The organism is Gloeocapsopsis crepidinum LEGE 06123 (genome assembly GCF_015207655.1).
Taxonomy (GTDB): Bacteria; Cyanobacteriota; Cyanobacteriia; order Cyanobacteriales; family Chroococcidiopsidaceae; genus Gloeocapsopsis; species Gloeocapsopsis crepidinum.
This window is the reverse complement of record NZ_JADEWN010000029.1, coordinates 40,448-60,692: the sequence shown is the minus strand read 5'-3', so window position 1 is coordinate 60,692 and position 20,245 is coordinate 40,448. Positions and strand designations below refer to the sequence as shown.

General features: G+C 42.8%; 20 protein-coding genes. 10 read left to right on the top strand and 10 right to left on the bottom strand.

Annotation, left to right across the window (positions count from 1 at the left end; genetic code table 11):
• Window positions 1-131 precede the first annotated feature (131 nt).
• Window positions 132-1,862: a putative bifunctional diguanylate cyclase/phosphodiesterase gene (locus IQ230_RS13125; RefSeq protein WP_193932426.1), complete on the top strand. Its 1,731-nt coding sequence runs from the start codon at window positions 132-134 to the stop codon at window positions 1,860-1,862.
• Between the two features lie 5 nt (window positions 1,863-1,867).
• Here the strand turns inward: IQ230_RS13125 and crtH are convergent, their stop codons facing one another.
• Window positions 1,868-3,397, bottom strand: coding sequence for a carotenoid isomerase (gene crtH, locus IQ230_RS13120; protein ID WP_193932425.1), 1,530 nt, complete (start codon window positions 3,395-3,397; stop codon window positions 1,868-1,870).
• A gap of 485 nt (window positions 3,398-3,882) precedes the next feature.
• On the opposite strand from crtH, the gene upp reads away from it, so the two are divergent.
• The 3 genes from upp (at window position 3,883) to IQ230_RS13105 (ending at window position 5,460) form a co-directional block, all read left to right on the top strand.
• Window positions 3,883-4,533 (top strand): uracil phosphoribosyltransferase, encoded by a 651-nt coding sequence (upp, locus tag IQ230_RS13115; protein WP_193932424.1) that lies wholly within the window; start codon window positions 3,883-3,885, stop codon window positions 4,531-4,533.
• Window positions 4,534-4,709: 176 nt separating this feature from the next.
• The gene (locus IQ230_RS13110) at window positions 4,710-5,051 is read left to right on the top strand and encodes a hypothetical protein (RefSeq protein ID WP_193932423.1); all 342 of its coding nucleotides are present in this window, start codon (window positions 4,710-4,712) and stop codon (window positions 5,049-5,051) included.
• 127 nt (window positions 5,052-5,178) lie between these two features.
• Complete coding sequence (locus tag IQ230_RS13105; RefSeq protein WP_228054858.1) at window positions 5,179-5,460, top strand: YggT family protein; 282 nt, start codon at window positions 5,179-5,181, stop codon at window positions 5,458-5,460.
• 13 nt (window positions 5,461-5,473) lie between these two features.
• On the opposite strand, the gene IQ230_RS13100 is transcribed toward IQ230_RS13105, so the two are convergent.
• Window positions 5,474-5,902, bottom strand: coding sequence for a hypothetical protein (locus tag IQ230_RS13100; protein WP_193932422.1), 429 nt, complete (start codon window positions 5,900-5,902; stop codon window positions 5,474-5,476).
• Between the two features lie 133 nt (window positions 5,903-6,035).
• On the opposite strand from IQ230_RS13100, the gene IQ230_RS13095 reads away from it, so the two are divergent.
• From IQ230_RS13095 to IQ230_RS13085, 3 genes are all read left to right on the top strand, one after another.
• Window positions 6,036-6,647: a hypothetical protein gene (locus tag IQ230_RS13095; RefSeq protein WP_193932421.1), complete on the top strand. Its 612-nt coding sequence runs from the start codon at window positions 6,036-6,038 to the stop codon at window positions 6,645-6,647.
• Between the two features lie 222 nt (window positions 6,648-6,869).
• A complete protein-coding gene (locus IQ230_RS13090) occupies window positions 6,870-7,025 on the top strand; it encodes a hypothetical protein (RefSeq protein WP_193932420.1) in 156 nt (51 codons plus the stop codon).
• Window positions 7,026-7,080: 55 nt separating this feature from the next.
• Window positions 7,081-7,644: a carbonic anhydrase gene (locus tag IQ230_RS13085; RefSeq protein ID WP_193932419.1), complete on the top strand. Its 564-nt coding sequence runs from the start codon at window positions 7,081-7,083 to the stop codon at window positions 7,642-7,644.
• Here IQ230_RS13085 and IQ230_RS13080 read toward each other — a convergent pair.
• The gene (locus IQ230_RS13080) at window positions 7,641-8,510 is read right to left on the bottom strand and encodes a shikimate dehydrogenase (RefSeq protein WP_322742407.1); all 870 of its coding nucleotides are present in this window, start codon (window positions 8,508-8,510) and stop codon (window positions 7,641-7,643) included. The genes IQ230_RS13085 and IQ230_RS13080 overlap by 4 nt on opposite strands.
• 93 nt (window positions 8,511-8,603) lie before the next feature.
• Here IQ230_RS13080 and IQ230_RS13075 point away from each other — a divergent pair, with 93 nt between their 5' ends.
• Entirely contained in the window at window positions 8,604-9,545 is a 942-nt protein-coding gene (locus IQ230_RS13075) for an alpha/beta fold hydrolase (protein WP_193932418.1), read from the top strand.
• 489 nt (window positions 9,546-10,034) lie between these two features.
• Here the strand turns inward: IQ230_RS13075 and IQ230_RS13070 are convergent, their stop codons facing one another.
• Both IQ230_RS13070 and IQ230_RS13065 read right to left on the bottom strand, forming a co-directional pair.
• Window positions 10,035-10,997, bottom strand: coding sequence for an aldo/keto reductase (locus IQ230_RS13070; RefSeq protein WP_193932417.1), 963 nt, complete (start codon window positions 10,995-10,997; stop codon window positions 10,035-10,037).
• 106 nt (window positions 10,998-11,103) lie between these two features.
• Entirely contained in the window at window positions 11,104-11,796 is a 693-nt protein-coding gene (locus IQ230_RS13065; protein WP_193932416.1) for a diacylglycerol/polyprenol kinase family protein, read from the bottom strand.
• A gap of 61 nt (window positions 11,797-11,857) precedes the next feature.
• Here IQ230_RS13065 and yidD point away from each other — a divergent pair, with 61 nt between their 5' ends.
• Window positions 11,858-12,070 carry a membrane protein insertion efficiency factor YidD gene (gene yidD / locus IQ230_RS13060; protein ID WP_228054855.1) on the top strand — a complete coding sequence of 71 codons (213 nt, stop codon included), beginning with the start codon at window positions 11,858-11,860 and terminating at the stop codon, window positions 12,068-12,070.
• A gap of 18 nt (window positions 12,071-12,088) precedes the next feature.
• Here the strand turns inward: yidD and IQ230_RS13055 are convergent, their stop codons facing one another.
• From IQ230_RS13055 to IQ230_RS13040, 4 genes are read right to left on the bottom strand one after another with little or no spacing between them, the layout of a single operon-like run.
• Complete coding sequence (locus IQ230_RS13055; RefSeq protein ID WP_193932414.1) at window positions 12,089-12,784, bottom strand: DevA family ABC transporter ATP-binding protein; 696 nt, start codon at window positions 12,782-12,784, stop codon at window positions 12,089-12,091.
• Window positions 12,785-12,793: 9 nt separating this feature from the next.
• Entirely contained in the window at window positions 12,794-13,969 is a 1,176-nt protein-coding gene (gene devC, locus IQ230_RS13050; RefSeq protein WP_193932413.1) for an ABC transporter permease DevC, read from the bottom strand.
• On the bottom strand, window positions 13,966-15,156 hold the full coding sequence (locus tag IQ230_RS13045; RefSeq protein WP_193932412.1) for an ABC exporter membrane fusion protein: 1,191 nt from the start codon (window positions 15,154-15,156) through the stop codon (window positions 13,966-13,968). Before IQ230_RS13045 ends, devC begins: the two co-directional genes overlap by 4 nt.
• A 27-nt stretch (window positions 15,157-15,183) precedes the next feature.
• The gene (locus IQ230_RS13040; RefSeq protein WP_193932411.1) at window positions 15,184-16,740 is read right to left on the bottom strand and encodes an FAD-dependent monooxygenase; all 1,557 of its coding nucleotides are present in this window, start codon (window positions 16,738-16,740) and stop codon (window positions 15,184-15,186) included.
• Between the two features lie 129 nt (window positions 16,741-16,869).
• Between IQ230_RS13040 and IQ230_RS13035 the strand changes: the two genes are divergently transcribed.
• Entirely contained in the window at window positions 16,870-17,538 is a 669-nt protein-coding gene (locus tag IQ230_RS13035; protein ID WP_193932410.1) for a TetR/AcrR family transcriptional regulator, read from the top strand.
• Between the two features lie 133 nt (window positions 17,539-17,671).
• On the opposite strand, the gene IQ230_RS13030 is transcribed toward IQ230_RS13035, so the two are convergent.
• On the bottom strand, window positions 17,672-19,885 hold the full coding sequence (locus tag IQ230_RS13030; RefSeq protein WP_193932409.1) for a serine/threonine-protein kinase: 2,214 nt from the start codon (window positions 19,883-19,885) through the stop codon (window positions 17,672-17,674).
• Window positions 19,886-20,245 lie beyond the last annotated feature (360 nt).

The following is a 20,245-nucleotide window of genomic DNA, read 5'->3' as shown; positions in this document are numbered from 1 at the left end:
CCCCAACTACTGCATTCAGGGTTGATCTTCTCATTGCCACTGCACTCGATTTAATTAATCCCGTGCATTTGAAAAACTGGTTTACTCACTGTTGCTACTGTGCCTCATAAAACTGCAATAGGCTGTAAAATATGAGTATAATCGCAAATCTGCGTCATCCTAGCCTTCAGTTGTATTCATTTTTGTCGCGTTTTTCACTGTTAAAAAGCTACAAAGGAAAAATTATGATTGTTGCCTTTGTAGGCACTCATATACCTCTTTTAAGTTTACTCATATATTTTATTAGCACAACAACTTTTCCTTTCCAATTGAAGCTGCGTATTATCATTATTGCTCTATTGGCTACTTTGATAGGTACAGCCCTAACACTCTATGCACTGCATAATCTACTAGCACCAATATCACTCACCTTTCTAGGATTAAGAAAATACTTACTTCACAAACAACTGCCAAACTTGCCCACAGAATTTACTGATGAAGCAGGAATTCTCATGGCAGATACAGTTCACACAATCAAAAAACTCGATCAAGTGATTGATTACATGGCAAGCTATGACGATTTAACAGGTTTGCCAAACCGAGATTTATTTCGCGATCGGTTGCAACAGGCTGTATCGCAAGCCCAAGATAGCCACCAAACGTTGGCAGTGATGTTCCTCAGCTTAAATCGTCTCAAAAGAATTAATGATACTTTGGGATATCATGCTGGAGATGTGCTACTGAGAAGTGCGGCTCAAAGATTTACTAATTGCATAAGTGACAACAACATTTTGGCACGTGTTGGTAGCAACACATTTGCGATTGTGCAAACTCGTTTTCGCACTGTTGACGATATTGTTAGCTTAGCTGAAAAAATTTGTGACACCGTTGCTAAGCCGTTCGCGATTGATAATCATGAAATTACTACTGGTGCCAGTGTAGGGATCGCGATTTATCCTAGTGACACGACAAATATCGATCATCTTGTCGGGTGTGCGGATACGGCAATGCATCAAGCACAAAGACAAGAATCAAATAACTATCATTTTTATTCAGCTGATCTCAACAGTAGTTTACAAGAACGGCTAGCTTTAGAAAATGAACTATATTGTGCACTGGATCGCGGTGAACTTTTACTACACTACCAACCCCAAGTTTCTCTGCACAGCGGACGCATAATTGGTGTCGAAACTCTCATTCGCTGGCAAAATCCGGTAAGAGGGTTAGTCTCTCCTGCAAAGTTTATTCCCATTGCGGAAGAAACAGGTTTAATTGTTCCAATTGGTGAATGGGTTCTCCGTACAGCTTGCGCTCAAAGCCTCGCATGGCAAGCACAAGGGTTTCCCTCATTGAAAATTGCAGTTAATTTATCAGCGCGTCAATTCAAGCAACAAAACCTTGTCGAAACAGTGTCTCAAGTTTTAGAGACAACAGGTCTAGATCCACATTATCTTGAACTTGAGTTAACTGAAAGCCTGATGGTAGACAACATCCAACAATCTATAAATATCATGCAACAATTGCATAACATGGGAATTGTACTTTCGGTTGATGACTTTGGAACAGGTTATTCTTCTTTAAACTACCTCAAACGATTTCCGATTCATACCCTGAAAATTGATCAGTCTTTTGTCCGTGACTTAGTAGTAGACTCTGACGATGCAGCGATTGTTGATGCAATTATTTCTCTAGCTCATAGTCTTAACTTGAGTGTCATTGCTGAAGGTGTCGAAAGTCAGGAGCAGTTAACCTACTTACAAAACAAAGGTTGTGACGAAATACAAGGGTACTACTTTAGCCGTCCACTCCCTGCTCATACCCTTACCCAACTACTAGAAGAAGGTAAAGTCTTAAGCAATATTACATTACTTGACGTTACTTAATGCTCTTACAAACCTAAATCTACTGCTACGCGATGTGCACACGCAAATCCTGAAAATGCTACTGCATTTAAACCTTGTCCAGGAAAGGTACTATCACCAACACAGTAAAGACCAGAAATTGCAGTACGATTAAAGGGCATTCCTAACAACCCCCGTAACCTACGCTTGGGTATCGGTCCATAGGTACCGTCATTGCGATTGAGAAAACGTCGATGAGTGCGCGGCGTACCTACTTCCATGTAATCTAATCCTGCATCCAACCCAGGGAATATTTTTTCCAGGCGTTCAATAACACGTCCTGCTGCAGCTTCTTTCTTTTGTTCGTACTCACTTGATGAAAGTGCTTGCCAATCATCTACCCAACTCGGTGTAAAGGCATGGACAATGTGATAACCAGCAGGTGCTAAATCTGAATCGAGTAAAGTTGGAATGGAAACGAAGAGCGTCCCTTCAGGATCTGCCATATTTTGCCAATCTTCTAACACAATATGATGACATTCAGTACCGATGGGCAAAACATCAGCTTGCACACCCAAATGTAAACTTAAAAAACTAGGTGACTTTTGATATCTTTGCTGCCATTTACGTTCTGCTGCTGGCATTTCATCAGCAGGAAGTAGCTTTTCAAACGTATCCCAGCGTGTCGCGTTAGAGATAATTCGTTTAGCGTAGTAAGTTTTGCCCGAAGCTAACTCAACGCCAATGGCGCGATCGCCATCTAGTAAAATTTTACTAACCCGTGCTTTGTATTGAATTTCTCCACCTGCTTTTTCTAATCCTGCCACCAGTTTTTGGGCGATTTGACCTACACCACCTTTGGGGTAATTAATTCCGCCATAATGCCGATCGGAAAATACCATTCCTGCGTTGATCATAGGCGTTAAATTTGCAGGAACCACCGACCAACAGTAGCATTCTATGTCAATAAATTGGAGTAATTCTGGATCTTTAATGTAGCGCCGCGCTATGTCTCCAACATTTTTTGGTAAATATTTGACTAATCCTAAGCAAGCAAGAGGATGCTGAAAAAAGACTCGTGCTAGATATCGAGGTTCTTCCAGCGATAATAATTCCATCGAGTTGAGGCAGTTGAAAACTTTCCAGCACTCATCATAGAATTGACGAATTCCTTGCCTCTCATGCGGAAAGATATTTCCTAGCTCTTGCAAAAATTTCTCATAATTTTTGTGGACTTTTAGCTCAATGCCCTTGGGCAAATGATAGTGAATCTGCACAGGGTCGGCAATTGTTTCTAGTTTGACTTCAACCGCTTCTAGAGCTTTTGTGAGTAGGTTAGTTGTACCTTGAGTCCCAAAGCCAAAAATCATCGAAGCCCCAACATCAAAGTGATAGCCTTCTCTTTCAAAGTATCCTGAACTACCACCAGGAATCGTATAGCTCTCAAGAACGAGAACCTTAGCACCCTTTGCTGCTAACTGAGTTGCACTCACTAGTCCTCCAATACCAGAACCTATAATGATGGCGTCGAAGCACAGGTGAGCATTTGGATGCGATCGCAAGGAATTAGCAAGCATGAAAATATTAGGTTACAAGAATTCTCGAAATATAGTGTAACGCTTCTTGCGATCGCTAAGCACTAGTTACTAAGGGGTGAGCCTATAAAAAAATAGGGATCAGTCTGCTACTGCTGACTAACCCCGTCTGCCGATCTTTAAAGAGAGGAGAACACTGAAAGTCAATATAAACTTGATTGATAAATCTTGTCAATAGCTAATGAAAATAATTTTCAACAAAGTGCAAAAACTCTCCATTGAATTGGCAATCAAGGTTACTCAAAGACTGGGAACACCAGAACCTGGGAACGTAAAAAGAATATCTCCCTGTCTCCAAAAATAAACTTAATGTTTAACGACTGATACCAATTCAAAAATAGTTGCAACAAATCACAATTCTCCTCTGCTCCCCAATATGTAGCAACCTGAAAGCAAAATGGCATGACAACCTCCCAAGCCGCGTTGGAAGAGAGTATGATGATGCAGACCAGTAATCTGATGAGACTATGACGCTGCAGTTGCGTGTTTACGTTCCACCCCACCCATTAATTCAGCATTGGCTAGGCGTTGCTCGTGATGCTGCTACGCCTTCAGTTCTCTTTAAAAGTGCTATGACAGAATTAGGACGCTGGTTAACTTATGAAGCAGTAAGAGACTGGCTACCCACGCAAGACGTAACTATAGATACGCCTTTGGCGAATGCACCTGCAACTTTAGTTAATCCTGAAGTACCGATCGCTGTTGTTCCTGTTTTACGCGCAGGATTAGCTTTACTAGAAGGAGCGCAAACACTGCTACCTTTGGCATCAGTTTATCACTTGGGCTTAGTCCGCGATGAAAAAACACTAGAAGCAAGTTGCTACCTGAATAAACTCCCTGAACGGTTCGCGCCAGAGACACGAGTTTTAATCACTGAGCCAATGTTAGCAACAGGTGGCTCAATTATGATGACATTAGCAGAATTAGAAAAACGGGGAGTTGATCCCAGTTTGACGCGGATTATTTCAGTTGTTGTCGCTCCTCCGGCACTGCAAAAAATAGGTGGAGCTTATCCAGGTTTAGTGATTTATACTGCAACAATTGATGAAATGGTTAACGAAGACGGATTTATTGTTCCTGGTTTAGGAGATGCGGGCGATCGCACTTTCGGGACTTAAGAAACTTAAACTCTCAGCAATAAGCTTAATCGCCTACCATTTGAATAAGATGAATTAAGCAGCCGGAGTGCAACGATAGTTACTTCATAAAGTCTACAATTTTGTTAATTGGGGAAAATCAATAACAAGCAATTGAGCACCAGGTGACAGCGTATTCCCAGAAGGCGGTAATTAATATGAATCAACGTGATAGCTTTGCCAGTGGTTTTTTAACTGGCACAATTGTTGGAGGGATTGTAGGTGGTGTTATTGGAGCTTTACTAGCTTCCCAAAATGCTAATTATGAAGCAACAGGCGATCTTCCCGAAAAGCGCAACTCAAAATTATCCGACAATAATAGACTGAAGCGACGCCCACTCAAAGCAGCATACTCCGATCAGAGTATTGAAACTGCACGGCGCAGTTTAGAAGACAAAATTGCTCAACTCAATGAAACGATTGATGAAGTTCGATTGACACTAGGACAAGTTAACGGCAATCAACCAGATAGCGAGCGATCGGTGTCTCAGGATTCCTAGTACACGACCTGCGGTTAATGTCAATGAGTTTGCAGATCTTTCTTGTTAAAGATCCCAAAAGCGTTAATATCGGCTAAATTAAAATCATTCTTGGTCTAAATGCAATTTAGTAACTGACTTCCTATCTATGAGTTCCATTTACTTACTGACGAGTACACTCGTTACATTCATCACCATTTACACCTACATCTTAATCATTCGGGTGCTGCTCACTTGGTTTCCTAACATTGATTGGTATTCTCAACCTTTTGCAGCAATTAGCCAGATTACTGACCCTTATTTAAATCTATTTCGCTCGTTCATTCCTCCATTAGGAGGAATTGATATCTCACCGATTTTGGCCATTTTGCTATTACAAGTAGCAGGTAGTTTGATCGGTGGATTACCAGGAGCCTTCGCTTACTACTAAAGAGTAATCTGACTTACCGTCGGACTTGACCACTAAAACCGGCTGCTTTAAACTGCTTTAACTTTAAAGGAGTAGGCTGATTAGCCGGTACAGAAATTCTTAGCTCAAAGTCGCTGATGCCTGGTGGTACTTCGGTAATGGAACCCAACCGAGTACGATTTTGCATGACGGGTTCGTTGTTGGCATCGTAAATTCTGCCAAAAATATCAGCATCATAGACTGGTTTGTTAGAAGCATTTTCAGCTTTACCAGTCACAATAAAACAGTTTGCTGCCATTGTAGTCCCACTTGTTACTGCTCCTTCGGAGAGTTCTTGGGGACACTCGTGATAAGTAACATTAGATAGTTTAATTTGAGTGAGTGCTAGTGCTGAAGGACTCCAGAAACAAGTTATCAGCCCGATGAAGCAGGTGACGAGAATGACAGTAAAACCGCGATACATAATAGACGAAGACAGAAAAACAGTAGTTGTTACCAACCTCAGCTTAAGCTGAGTTTTTTGTATGGACAAGCATTTTTAGAAGTTTTGTATTCAACTTTATATCGTAAAATAGGGAACCGAGACTTAACTTGCTATGAACCCTGCGGAGATCGAAGCTACCCTGCAAGCAGCATTTAACAACTGTGAAGCAGCTGGCTGCGCTCTTACTGAACAGCAAAAAGAAATTCTGATTCAAGCGATCGCACATCAGCAAAGTTCACTCGAAGATATAAATCGTGCTTCTACAAACCCACTTGCAGAACTCACAATAGAGGAACGTCGTAGTTTTTGGGAATACATTAAAGAACAACAACAGCAAGAACGTGATTGGAAAATTCAACTGTTGAATGATTGGTTAATGAGCCGTGATTCTGGAAAAGTGCAGTTTATTCGCGATCGCTACGGCTTGCAATGGTTAAATCGCATCAAACCAGTTCACATTGCCGAATATGCAGATGAGACAGAAGATGCTTTGAGACTCAAAGTTGGCGATCGCATTGAAGTCTCAAATGGCTTGTGGGAATGGGTACAAGAAACAGGTCCTTGTCAGCGTGAATGGTATAGCTGTACTGTACTCCAAATTAAAGAGGCATATGATGGGAATAATACTACAAGCTGTATTGTTCGTTTGAGTAATGGCGCAGAATACGAAATTCAAGGCGTGTATAGCTGGAACCGTTATAATTGGCGTTGGTCGCCAGAATGAAATTGACTTCGGGCGCATCACGCACTTCAACTAGATGATTGTCAAATACTTCTACTAAAGCATCAAGCATATTAAAAATAGCTGGGTCAAGTACAAAACGGATGCGATTTGTGCTTAATATGGACACCGCTCGACTTGTTGCGCTAGAAGACATTGACCATGACTTAAAATGACGAAACTATAGCTTACTACTGAGTGGGTTGCAACCCCAGGTAAAGCATAATGCTAGAACGTAGTGGCTTACTCGACAAAATAGGTCAAGAAAACTGTTTTGAAACTACCGATGCCGCAATTTGTGCGCTGTCTCCTGAACTAGGATGCCATCAAGAGTTAATATCTGTTCGTGAAGATCAAACGACTAAATTGCCTCTAGTTTGATGAGTGCCATACGAGCTTATTTCTTTTTATAGAAACATTTATACCAGATATCAAAATGCAACAAATTAGTGGCTGTGCCTGTAGTCAACCTCATCAATTTCCTCGTCGTCATTTTTTGCGATCGCTCTTGCCTGGAATTGTTGCTTTTCCTCTTTTGCTAAAAATACCAGCTACCGCAAATCATCAGGCGAAAGCACTAGTACTTAGTTGTATTGATTTTCGCTTTCTAGAAACAGAGCGATATTTTTTGTCGCTTCAACATCTTAGCAATCAATATGACTGGACAGCTTTGGCGGGTGCTTCTCTAGCATTATCTGGCTTTCCCCACACTGCTGAAGCCGAGGCATTTTGGGATCAACTAGAGTTATCTCACAATTTACATCACATCACAAAAGTGATCGTCTTAGATCATCAAGATTGTGGAGCATACGCTCGTAAAATTGACCTTGAGTTGAGCAATGACCGAGAACGCGAACAACAAGTTCATGCAGATTATTTAAATCGAGCTTATTGGGAGATTCGCAAGCGCTATCCTGATATCAACATAGAGCTTTATTTTGTGACTCTTAATGCCGAGGTTCAGTCTGTGATGCCTACAGCTGAATCAAGTCTCAGCTAACACTTGATTAATTGCTGTTGTAATGCCTGTCGCATAATATCGACAGGTACTGATTGCTGTAACCAGATTTTTAGCGCAGCCGCACCTTGTTGGACGAGCATTTCTAGTCCATCTATTGTCATTACACCTTGTTTTTCAGCTTGTTGGAGAAACTGAGTGGGACGTGGAGTGTAAACTAAATCGTATGCGATCGCTTCTGAAGATAAGAGCTTCATTTCCGTAATACTTAATGGTGATGCTTCAGTGTGCGGATGCATGCCAATAGGAGTCGTGTTTACTAATAAGGTTGCTTGAGGAATCAACTGTGGTAGTTTGTCCCAAGAATGAACTTGTAGTTTACTGCTGATATCCGCATCATTCCAACTAGCATAAAACTGCTGCAGCTTTTGGTAGTTACGACCGATAGTATAAATTCTCAGACAACCTAATTGAGCGCAAGCAGCTACAACTGCCCTAGCGGCTCCTCCATTGCCTAAAATAAGTACTACAGCACTGCTCCAATCGCGATTTAAATCTTGTAAAGGAGCAAGAAAGCCTTCGACATCAGTGTTAGTACCTACCCAAGTATTATCCTTACGCCAAACCGTATTTACAGCCCCCACAGCTTGAGCGACAGGAGAAATTTCTGACAGCAACGGTAGAATTGCCTGTTTATGGGGAATCGTTACATTAAAGCCTTTTAAGTTGATTGCTGCAAATCCAGCAACTGCTGTTGTTAAAGCTTCTGGTTTAACTGATAGAGGTAGATAGACATAATCGAGCTTTAAGTGGGCGATCGCTGCATTATGCATTATCGGAGACAGTGAGTGTTCTACCGGATGCCCCATAACGCCAAGTAGTTGTGTTTTACCTGTAATCACTTGTATTGATAAATGCAAATTTAACCTATCTATTTACATAGATTACATGGTTATACTCCGCGTTAAGATTATTAAAGTAACTTAACATTTATTGAGATTATGCAGGTGACTTCTGCTACTACCTCAATTCCTGGCAAATATTGGCAGTGGCGAGGGCAGTCAATTTATTATGTACGCGCTGGACAATCTTCACAGCATCCACCGATACTACTAATACATGGATTCGGTGCTTCAACCGACCACTGGCGAAAAAACGTTGCTGGGCTGTCGCGTGATTTTGAAGTATGGGCAGTTGATTTATTAGGTTTTGGGCGTTCTGCTAAGCCAAAGTGGCAATACAGCGGAGATCTATGGCGCGATCAGTTGTATGACTTTATTCGAGAAGTCATTGGTCAGCCAGTTGTGTTAGCCGGTAACTCTTTGGGTGGATATACTAGTTTGTGTGTTGCTGCCCAGCGAAAAGACGCAGCTGCGGGATTAGTTTTATTAAATAGTGCAGGTCCTTTTCATGAAGATCAGCCTACGCCGGAATCAGAAGCAGTACAATCAGAGATTCAACCACCAAAACAGTCTGATTTTGTGCAGAAATTCTTGCAAGAGTCGGCAAAGTGGTTTTTTCAGCAGCCCTTAGGACGTTTCTTATTATTTCAGTACATCCGTCAACCTTGGGTTATCCGGCAAACCTTAGAAAAGGTATACCTTGATAAAAGTGCGATCACAGATCAATTAGTAGAAGACATTTACCGTCCTGCTTGCGATCCTGGTGCCATCGATGTTTTTGCCTCTGTGTTCAGTACTCCTCAAGGGGAAAAAGTTGACACGCTGCTACGACAGTTGGATTGTCCCTTACTACTATTATGGGGAGAAGCTGACCCTTGGATGAATGCTAGAGAGCGATCGCCTAAGTTTCGCAAGTATTATCCAGAATTGACGGAATATTTTTTACGGGCAGGACACTGCCCTCATGATGAAGTCCCAGAACAAGTTAATTCTTTATTAAGCGAGTGGGCACTCACATTGAAAAGCTCTCAAAGCTACTAACTACTGGTGATTAGTGCTAATTGCTTGTGGCTTATCAAACGTCAAGGGTCTAGCCAGAATAGATGGACTAGACCCTTTAGGAAATAAGACTCAACTTCTTCAAATTGAATGTGGAATAGAGAGATAAGTGGAATAACAACTAAGGTTTACTAGTATCGCAACTCCAGCATAGAAGCGTCTTTCTTGACCAAGGTTAGGCGTTACCATTTTAGGTGTGTTGCCTCTGAAGCTATGCTTGGTATTTGCTGTTGGTAGTTCTACGACGGGAGACACCGAGCCGAGAACCTTTTTGGATGTGGTTTTATCCATCTGGTGCCTTAATATTTAAGTTATCACGTTGTTTGATAACTGCAAGTGGGTATTTACTCAAGTTTAAAAGTCTTTGAACTTTGCAACAACAACCGACATATTCAGCAAAACACCAATAACTTTCCTTTGTAAACCCCTTAACCTCTGAACCGTAGATCTGCGCAGCGTCCTCTATTCTTTCTACCAATTCCACATCACTGGGTTTTCGTCTAAATGGTCGGTCACGATGCGACCAATAGCGTCAATTTCTGCTAATTCTTCAGGACTTAGTTGTACTGTAGCGGCTTTAGCGTTACCAACAGCTTGTTCTGCGGTTCTTGCACCAACAATAGCTTGGGATTGGGGTTGGGCGATTAACCAGGCGATCGCCAAAGAAGCCAGGGAAGCTTGATGACGGTCAGCAATCGGACGAAGTTTCTCTAAAGCTTGCTGCGCCCGTTCGTAGTTTTCGCCTTGAAATAGTTTATTTTTGGCACGGTTATCTTGGGGATCAAATTGATGATCTCGACCAAATTTTCCTGTTAATAACCCTTGGGCAAGAGGAGAGTAGGCAAGAATCGAAATATTATGCTCAATGCAGTAAGGCATCACGTCTTTCTCAACCCAGCGCCAAAACAGCGAGTAAGGCGGCTGAATGCTATCAATGCGTCCATACTGTGCAGCTTCTTCTAATTGAGGGCGGGAGAAATTAGAAACCCCGATCGCCCGAATTTTACCTTGCTGCTTTAATTGATTTAAAGCACCCATCGTTTCTTCAATAGGGACAATTTCTGTATTGAAAGAACCCGAAGGCCAATGAATTTGGTATAGGTCGATATAGTCGATTTTTAGGTTTTTGAGAGAGCGATCGCAAGCTTCGAGCACTTGATCGTGTTTCAAATGATTGGCAAAAACTTTTGTGGCATAAACAATGCGATCGCGTGGTACATCATTTAAGGCTTGTGCAATTACTTGTTCTGAGTGACCATTACCATAAACCTCTGCCGTATCAATTGTTGTAATGCCAGCATCCACGGCAGCGCGAATGGCTTTGATACTTTCTTCATCCTCAATACCAACCCACTGTTTTTGACCAGCTTGCCATGTTCCCATTAAGATGGGAGTAATTTGAATATCGGTTGTGCCTAAGCGTCGCTTCTCCATTTCCACCTCCTAGTGTTCTTTGTTTATTGTGCAATCAGATTCACAAACTAGAATTCCAACTTATGGTAGTAGTTTGGCAAAGAATGACACTTACGATTGGCTTAACCTACAGCAACTGACTTAAAGCAAAAGCGATCGCTGCGCTACCCAGAGGAACTGTCAAATTATCAATACCAAATTTGGAGAAAGCTTCTAGAGTAGTAGCAACTAAGGCAATAACTAGTGAAATCAACCAGGTTTGCCAGACATTACCTTGTATCCCCAAAAAAATTAGGCTACTGACGATGTAACTGACGATAGTCATTGTCAAAGAACCTTCCCAGCTTTTTTGAATTCCCCAAATTTTGTAGCGATGCTTGCCAAATCTTTGACCAACTAAGGCAGCTAATCCATCACCCCACGTCATTACCAAAATGCCTAAAGCTGCATATTGAGGTTGTTCTACAGACCAAAACCAAGCAACCAAAACACCAATACTTACTGCATAGAAAAACGTGCCGAGGCTTTGGCGTCCAACACTGTTAATTCCAGGTAGTAGCGGAAATTTATATGAGAGCAGAGTAACGATACTCGCTACAACTGAAGCACCAATACCTATACTTGCAGGTATATCTAACCACCAAGCAAACAAAATGATGTTACCTGTGCCAATGTGAACAATCTTGCGCGTAATTTCTGAGTCGGCACTAGTATAGCGATTGGCAACTAATGCTATTAATAAGATCGCACCTACCCACGTTCCTACAACGGTAATTGGCTGCCACAATGGTACTGATTCTAACTGAGTTAAAGTAAGCAAGGTCTTGACTTAAGCTGAAGATAAGGATTCTTGTATCACTCTATCTAGATTTGGCTCTGTGATGAAACGTCTGATTCTTTTCTTAATTCGCGGCTATCGTATTTTAATTTCACCGCTATTTCCTCCTACTTGCCGTTTTCATCCTACCTGTTCGCAGTATGCAATGGAAGCAGTTGAACGCTTTGGAGTATGGCGCGGCGGAATTTTAGCTATGCGACGGGTGCTGCGTTGTCATCCTTGGCATCCAGGTGGATACGATCCAGTGCCAAAATAACTGCATCAATACTAAACACTAACCTACTGGTGAAGCCGTATTGCGCTTTAATACTCCATCTTCCATGTGAACAATGCGGTCGGCAACGTCTAAAATCCGATTGTCGTGGGTCACTAGTAAAATTGTGCAGCCTTGCTCTTTTGCAAGAGTTTGCATCAGGTTGACCACATCTCGACCAGATTTGCTATCTAATGCCGCAGTCGGTTCATCTGCAAGTACTAGTTTAGGATGGCTAACCAGCGCACGGGCGATCGCAACTCTTTGTTTCTGTCCGCCAGATAAACCATCAGGATAATAATTGGTGCGCTCTCCTAATCCTACTTGTTCTAACATCCTAATTGCTCGCGCTTTCATCTCTGTTGGAGGTATCTCTCGATGCAATTCCAAACCCATTTTGACGTTTTGTAACGTCGTTAAGCTGCTATGCAAGTTGTGTGCTTGAAAGATGTATCCGTGATGTTTTCGGGCTTGCGTGAGTTTTTGAGGTGTTGCGCCGCACAATTCTTGCCCCAAAACTTGTAAGCTGCCAGATTGGGCAGACCGCAATCCACCAATCAAGGTGAGTAATGTTGTTTTTCCAGAACCCGAAGGACCGGTCATAATCACAATCTCGCCTGTGTTAATTTCGAGATTAATATCAAATAAGACTTGCTTGCGAAGTTGACCTTGACCAAAGTAGTGATTGAGATCTTGAACTGAAATAGCGATCGCCATTGTTCGTTCCTAAAACATATCTGCTGGATCAGCGGACTGGAGTTTGCGAGTTGCGATCGCCCCTGAAAGCGCACACATTACAACCGTTAGTACTAAGACAAATACAGCCCTTGAAGCTGTCATATAAATTGGTAAAGCAGTTGCGTTAGCAGCTAGAGCATAAAGTCCCAAAGGAAGAATAGCACCAGGGATAAATCCGAGAAATGCCAGGATAATTGCTTCTTCAAACACAACGCTTAATAAGTAGGAATTACTGTAGCCCATAGCTTTGAAGGTGGCGTACTCCTTGATGTGCGCGTTCACGTCAGTTGATAGGACTTGATACACAATCACAACGCCAACGACAAACGCCATGACAGTTCCTAGCCCAAACACAAATCCAATTGGGCTTGCAGTTCTCCAATAGTTTTCTTCAAATTGCAGATACTCCTGAGTTGTCAGTACGCGTACATCTTCAGGTAAATGAGATTCTAAGGCAGCAGCAACTTGTTGAGGATTGTATCCCGATTTCACTTGAATCAACCCCAAGCTAACGCTAGCAGCATCTCGTCGCGGAAAGAGGCGGAGAAAGGTTTGATCGCTCACCATTAAGTTGGCATCTGCGCCAAAAGACGCTCCCAAGCTAAACAGCCCTGCGATTGTTAATGTCCGGCGATCGACTTCAGTAGTCGTTGTTTTTCCCTGCTCCACTTGGGCGATCGCCTCTGCATACTGACCTCTAGCACCGCGATCAAAAAGAACTGTATCCGGTAACTTCAGCTTGTCAAGTTGTTGATTAACTTCTGGTAAGTCAAACGCTGGCTCGTCGGGTGCAAATCCTAACACTTGCACAGTGGCATTGAGACGAGTTTGAGGATTTCGCCAGGTGATGCTGTTAATGTATAGTGCAGTTGACGTTTGGACACCTGGAACATCTTTTGCCTGGAACAGTCGCCGCCGTGAAAAGGTAGATAAATTTTGCAGATTAAGGGCTTTGGGACTGAGTAGAATAATGTCGGCTGACATCGCACGACTGACACGAGTATTACTGTCATATAATGCATTTTGAAAGCCAAGCTGCATAAACATCAGCACATCTGCAAAAGCAATGCCTGCTAGTGCAACTAGTAAGCGACCTTTCTCGTGGCTTAGTTGTAGCCATCCAAGAGGAGTGCGACGCTGTAATTGTTGAATGAAGCCAATCATTGTTCAATCACCACCTGAACTTGAAGATTCGTAAATTTGGCAGCTTCTTGACTGGAGGCATCATCTAAGTTGATCTGCACCTCAATCACTCTGGCATCAATATTGGCGCTAGGATCGGTGTTGACGATCGCTTGTCGGCGTACTTGAGAACCAATCCGTTCAACTGTCCCTGCTAATTCACTCGCAATTGAATCGCTTGTTACTCGAACTCGTTGCCCGACCTGAACTTTACTAATATCGCTTTGATAGACTTCTGCGATCGCTCGCATCTGTTGCGTTTGCCCAATCTCTGCAATGCCATCTGTCGAAACCACTTCACCCGCTCGTGTATAAATATCTAGCACTTCACCATCAATCGGAGAACGCACTACTGATTGCTCAAAACTTGCCTTTGCTTGATTGCGGGCAGCGATCGCTCGATTCACTTCTGCTTGTGCCGAACGCACATCGACAGGACGCACCTCAGCAATTTGCTCTAGCGTTGCTCTTGCCCTGTTCAACTCCGCAGGAGTTGTCGAACGCAGGCGAGCGAGATTAACTTGCGCTTCTTGGACAGATTTTTGAGCCGTGTCTAATGCTAAGCGTCTGCTGTCACGTTCAGATGCTGAAATTGCTCCTTCCTGATACAGTAATTGATAACGATTGAACTCGGCTTGAGCATTTTGCAACTCTGATTGCAACCGAGCTACAGTTGCTACTTGTGCTTCGATATTGCCTTGACGTTCTGCACTTAATCGAGCAATTTCTGCTTGTTGTGCATTGATTTCACCTTGTTTTGCACCTGCTTGAATGACGTCGAGTTGAGCGCGTGCCACATTTACTTGTTCCTCTGCTTCTTCAAGAGCAGCTTTACGTTGATCGTGCGAGTCTAAAATGGCAATAACTTGACCTGCTTGAATGCGATCGCCCTCTTGCACCAGTAATCGCTCAACTCGATTGCCTTGACTTGACGTTGGAGCCGAAAGCGCGATCGCTGTACCCCGTGGCTCTAATCGCCCTAGTGCAGTTACTGTTTGAATTACAGGCGTTATCACAGGTGCATCAGCCTCCTGTTCAACCGATGCCATTTGCATCCATCTATATATCATTGCACCACCGACGCCCAACAGTATAATTCCCGCAATTATCACTCCTCGCTGGGATATTGCTTTAATAAATTGATTCCGACTCTGAATCGTATCCTGCATAAGTCACATCCTGAAAGCGCAGATATATTAAGTTAGTCCAATCTTACGGAAGTAGGCTTTGAGGTCTTCTAAAGAACAGTCTGGCGAGAGTAATGCAATGTAGTTATCCGGTCGCAGCAGCACTTTGAATGGTTTCTGACTACCGAAAATTTCAACAACTTTTGGGTAAAGCGGAATGATATGAAAATCGATACACTCACCGAATTCTTCAAGTTCCAGTTTCAGATACTCATAATTTTGTTGCCCATCAGAAAACACGAGTAAGTGAAACTTAGGACTGCGCAACTGATCGTAAACGTTCTCACCATTGACAAGAAAATACGGCATTCGATCTCCTGCTTTGACCTCGAAGTGGCTTTGCTGATGTTGGCTTAAAGAACTATCGCAGTAGTCCAGTCCGATTTGCGAAATCATGGGAAACAGAAACTCTCTTGCTGCACTAAACTGGGTCACAAACCCCGCAATGCTTGGAAAAATATTGTCGCGGAAGAAACGGAAATACCAGCGATCGCTTGCTGCGACATCAAAAAATTGGTCAGTCGTCTGTAACAACCGTTTCGCATTCGCTACGCGTTCCTCGTTGTAAGTTGCTAGCAATGAATTGTGAGCATTACCCCGTAAAACGAAAGCCAGCTTCCAAGCAAGGTTGTAAGCATCCTGAATACCCGTGTTCATGCCTTGTCCCCCCGCAGGCGTATGAATATGTGCTGCATCACCTGCGAGAAAACATCTACCAACCGAGAAAGTTTCTGCCAGCCGAGTATGAACCTTGTATGTCGAAAACCAGTGTAAAGTTGTAATTTCCAGCGGGAGTTGCACTAATTGCTTCACTTTATGTTCGATTGCATCAAACAGAACTTCTCGATCAATTTCGTCTTCATACTCAGGCAAGTTACCGATCAGCCGCCAGCGGTTTTCACCTTGCATTGGCACCATCAGCACAAAGGAGTCATGCCCCAGTACTGGATACCCCGTGCCCTCGTCCCCTGAAAATTCCATCTGCACATCAGCGACATAAAATAAGCGCGGATGCGTTGAACCTTCAAAGGGCAGACCGAGGATCTGCCGCGTGGGACTACTCGCACCATCACACCCCACTAGATAGGATGCTTCGATTATTTGCGTTTCGCCACTGATAGTTTTGACCACCACCCTTACACTGTCTGTATCTTGTGTCAAGGTTTCTAATTCGGTCTGCCATTGAACAGTCTTGCCGTTGCGCTGGAGATGTTCGTAGAGTAAATGCTCGTTTTTGCTTTGTTCAAAGACAAGCATAAATGGAAATGGACTGAGTCCCTTACCAAAATCTGAAAAATCGAGGCGGGTACTGATTTTACCGTCATGCATGAGGGCGACTTTTTGCACCTGTTCTCCCCCTGCAACTGCTTTTTTCGCCAAGCCCACTTGGTCGTAAATTTCCAACGTACGAGCATGCACTACCAGCGCCTTGGATAGCTCAGTAACTCCTTCTTTCTTGTCAAAGATGACAAAATCAATGTTGTAGCGCATTAACTGCACCGCTAGCGAAAGCCCTGTAGGACCTGCTCCGACGATGATGACGTCTGTTTGAATGATGTTTTGCATACTTTTATGCCTCCTAGTTTCAGAAGCAATGAACTAAACTGATTAGTTCAGGTAGCTATTAGACTAAACTGATTAGTTTAGAATGTCAAGGTAAGATTGATGATTCAACTTTCTTAAGGACAACTTGGCATGAGACAGGCAAAACCTGGACGTACAGATAGACAGCTTTCTCCAGAAAAAACCGCAGCCATTTTAGAAGGTGGAATGCAAGAATTTTTAACTCATGGTTATGCAGCAACGAGTATGGATCGAGTTGCGATCGCCGCCAAAGTTTCAAAAGCGACGGTATATAGTCACTTTCAAGACAAAGAAAGTTTATTTATTGCGCTCATCCAACGTTTAGTTGAGCAAAGATTCCAATCTATTTTTGGTACAGCAGACGAGCAGATTTTACAAATGCCACCCCAAGTTGTTCTGAGAAATTTTGCTAATCGAGCCTTAGATATTGGGACAACTGAACCCCAGTTTCTCAATTTTATGCGGCTGATTTTAGGAGAGTCGGGACGATTTCCGCAATTAGCTCGTGCTTTTGTTCGTAATATTGAACAGACTGCATTTAGAAGGCTGTGTCACTATTTCACGCATTGTCCGCAACTTAAGCTATCTGATCCTGAAGCAACAGCAAGAATCTTTGTTGGTGCTGTTGTGCATTTTATGATTGTGCAAGAGATGTTGCATGGTAAGGATATTTTACCGATGGAGCGCGATCGCATCGTCGATAGCTTGATTGACTTGATTGTAGAACCGCCACTCACAGATAAATTTGATACAGGTTGCAACACAGTATCAGGTGGCTAGCTGCACTGATAGCTATTGAAAACTCAATAACCATCTTTAAGTACTGATCAATTAATTCTTGATTAGCAAGGTAAAAAGCAATACCACCGTTGTTCGAGTTCAAGCAAAGGAAAATTTTGGGCAATACTTTTGCTTAAGGTATAGTTTTTGTTGTCCAACTATATGATGGCTTTGCAGAAGTCGCGGTACGTGGTGGGGTGCTACGTCGCGCTTGAGTTGCTGCGGGGCGGCGGACAACTCTTGTAGTAGTTCGATTAACAGGGCGTGGTTGAACGCGTTTAACTGGAACTACTGGAGTACTTCTGCGTTGAGGAGTCACTCGTTTTGTAGTCGTTGGCGTGACTGTGCGTCTTGGAGTTGTCGTAGATGCAGGTTTTGCGATCGCAGCAGTACGGACTGCTGGAGTTGTTTTCTGAGGGCTAGTTGTTGACTGTGCTGTAACAGCAGTTTTCTTAACTTCTGCAAGCTTTGATTCGGCGGTTTGAATAATTGGCTGTGTTTGTTGTTGCCAATAGAGTGTGTCTAAAACTTTATTCGCTTCGGCGATCGCTTGTTCCCATTTTTCAGCTTTGAGAGCGGTTTTAGCAGCTTCAATGTGTTGATTGTTACTTTGCCACTCAGTATTCCATTGTTTGATTGTTGTTTGCGCTTCTAAGTAAACAGGACTTGATTCAGGAATGTGTCGCGCGATCGCGATCGCTTGCTGCAGATCGCCTGCTTGATATTCGTTAGTTGCAGTTTCTAGGATACTATTTGACCACTGTTCAATCAGCTGCTGAACATTTTGATAAAAAGCTGCCGAAGATGGTATTTTACTTGCTTCTATAATTGCAGCATGAAAGTTCCGTTCTCCTGCAAATCTTATGGCTTGGGCAACTTGACACTCATATAAAATTGACTGCGCATCTGCATCATAGCTGGATTTCTCTAACAAATTAGAAGCCTGACTAACGCACTCTTCATATCTTCCTTCCGCTTTGAGTGACTTCATTTGTTCTATCGGCTTAGAGATACTAGGACGTGGTTGCCAGTAGATGGCATATCCTGCAACTAAGCTCAAAATAATTGCTGTAATTCCTGCACCAATACGCAGCTTGTATTTACTTTGAACCGTATGACTAGTACTTGCAGGGTTATTTGATGGTGGATCAATGTAAGTGTTGTTAACTGAATTGACTGGCAGCGCAAAAGTACTTGTCTGGTCAGACAAGGGTTGTGGGGGGAGGGGTGGTGGCAGTTGTGTAACACTCATTTGACGACTTGGAGCAAGCGATTGCGCTCTTCTCAGCGCCAGAGGCGATCGCTCAATGATTGGGCTAACTAACTGCGAGCTAATTTGACCAGTGTACAGCTCTGTAGATCCTGCTAAGGTAACTGGAACAACGTGTTGAAGTTCTGATGTTCTGGTGTCTTCAGTAAAAATGATAGTGCTTTGTGGCGGACATGGTAGCGGAACTTGTTCTAATAAAAAGTCTGCTGTATTTGCTGGTTCTTCTGGTATGTTGATGCGTGCGAGATCTTGCAAAACTTCTGTTGCTGTTTGATAGCGATCTTTAAAGTGGTAACGCACCATTTTTGAAAGTAAGTGAGCAAGTGCCGAGTCAACTTGCGCTACTGTGTGTAACCACAAAATTTCGCCCGTGTCCAAATCTTCTTGAAAACGCATCGGACTTAGACCAGTTAGGGCTTGAATGCCAATAACACCTAAGGCATAAATATCACTATTCGGACGCGGTCTTCCTCGCCCTTGTTCAGTGGGCATATATCCTGGCGTGCCGATACCAATTGTTGCTGGGGTTCCTAGAGCAAAACTTGTTTTTGTCTGTCCGTGGGCAGTCACAACTTGCGTCCACGCTTGCTTTACTGAACCAAAATCAACCAAGACTAACTTGTTGTCCTCTTGGCGTTGAATTAAGTTGTTTGGCTTGATATCGCGATGAATCACTCCTTGGCTGTGGACGTATTCTAAAATGCCTAAAACTTCGCTTAACATATGATAGACTCTTCCCTCACTCCAGCGTCTATCTGCTTGTAACGCCACACTTAATGGATGACCTTGAATAAAATCTTGAACTAAGTAAAATTCTTCGTTTTCCTCAAAGTAAGCGAGTAGTCTCGGGATTTGGTCATGACTACCCAGCTTCTCTAAGGTTTGCGCTTCAGATTGAAAGAGACGCCGTGCATTCTCTAAAAAACTGGAGTTGCTGCTAGCAGGCTTGAGGTGTTTTACAACACATTTAGGACTACCTGGTCGGTGGATGTCTTGGGCAACATACGTTTGACCAAAGCCACCAGTGCCTAAAACATCTACGATTTGGTATCGCCCACCTAGCAATTTGCCTATCATTGCTTAACTCTCCCCAAGAGTTGAATCGCTTTGGTAAAAGTGACAACTACTCCACCACTTTTACTAATTTGAATTCATTGATCAGCTTAAATTTCAGTTTAAACAAATTAAAAAATAGTTGCTAATTCAATGGATAATTCAATGAAAAATGCCAAAAGTTGTGGCATGTTTTTTTTTGTAAAGTTCAGGAACAAAATTGCCTTCAGTAGCTTCTACGCGCTTTATTCACATACTCTATTCACAAATCAGCAACACCTAATAATCATGAGTAACATGCAAAAATACGCACAATTTTGTAGCTACGCATACAAATTAGATTTTGTCAACATTAGTAATTTTGGATAACAGCTTTTCAGAATT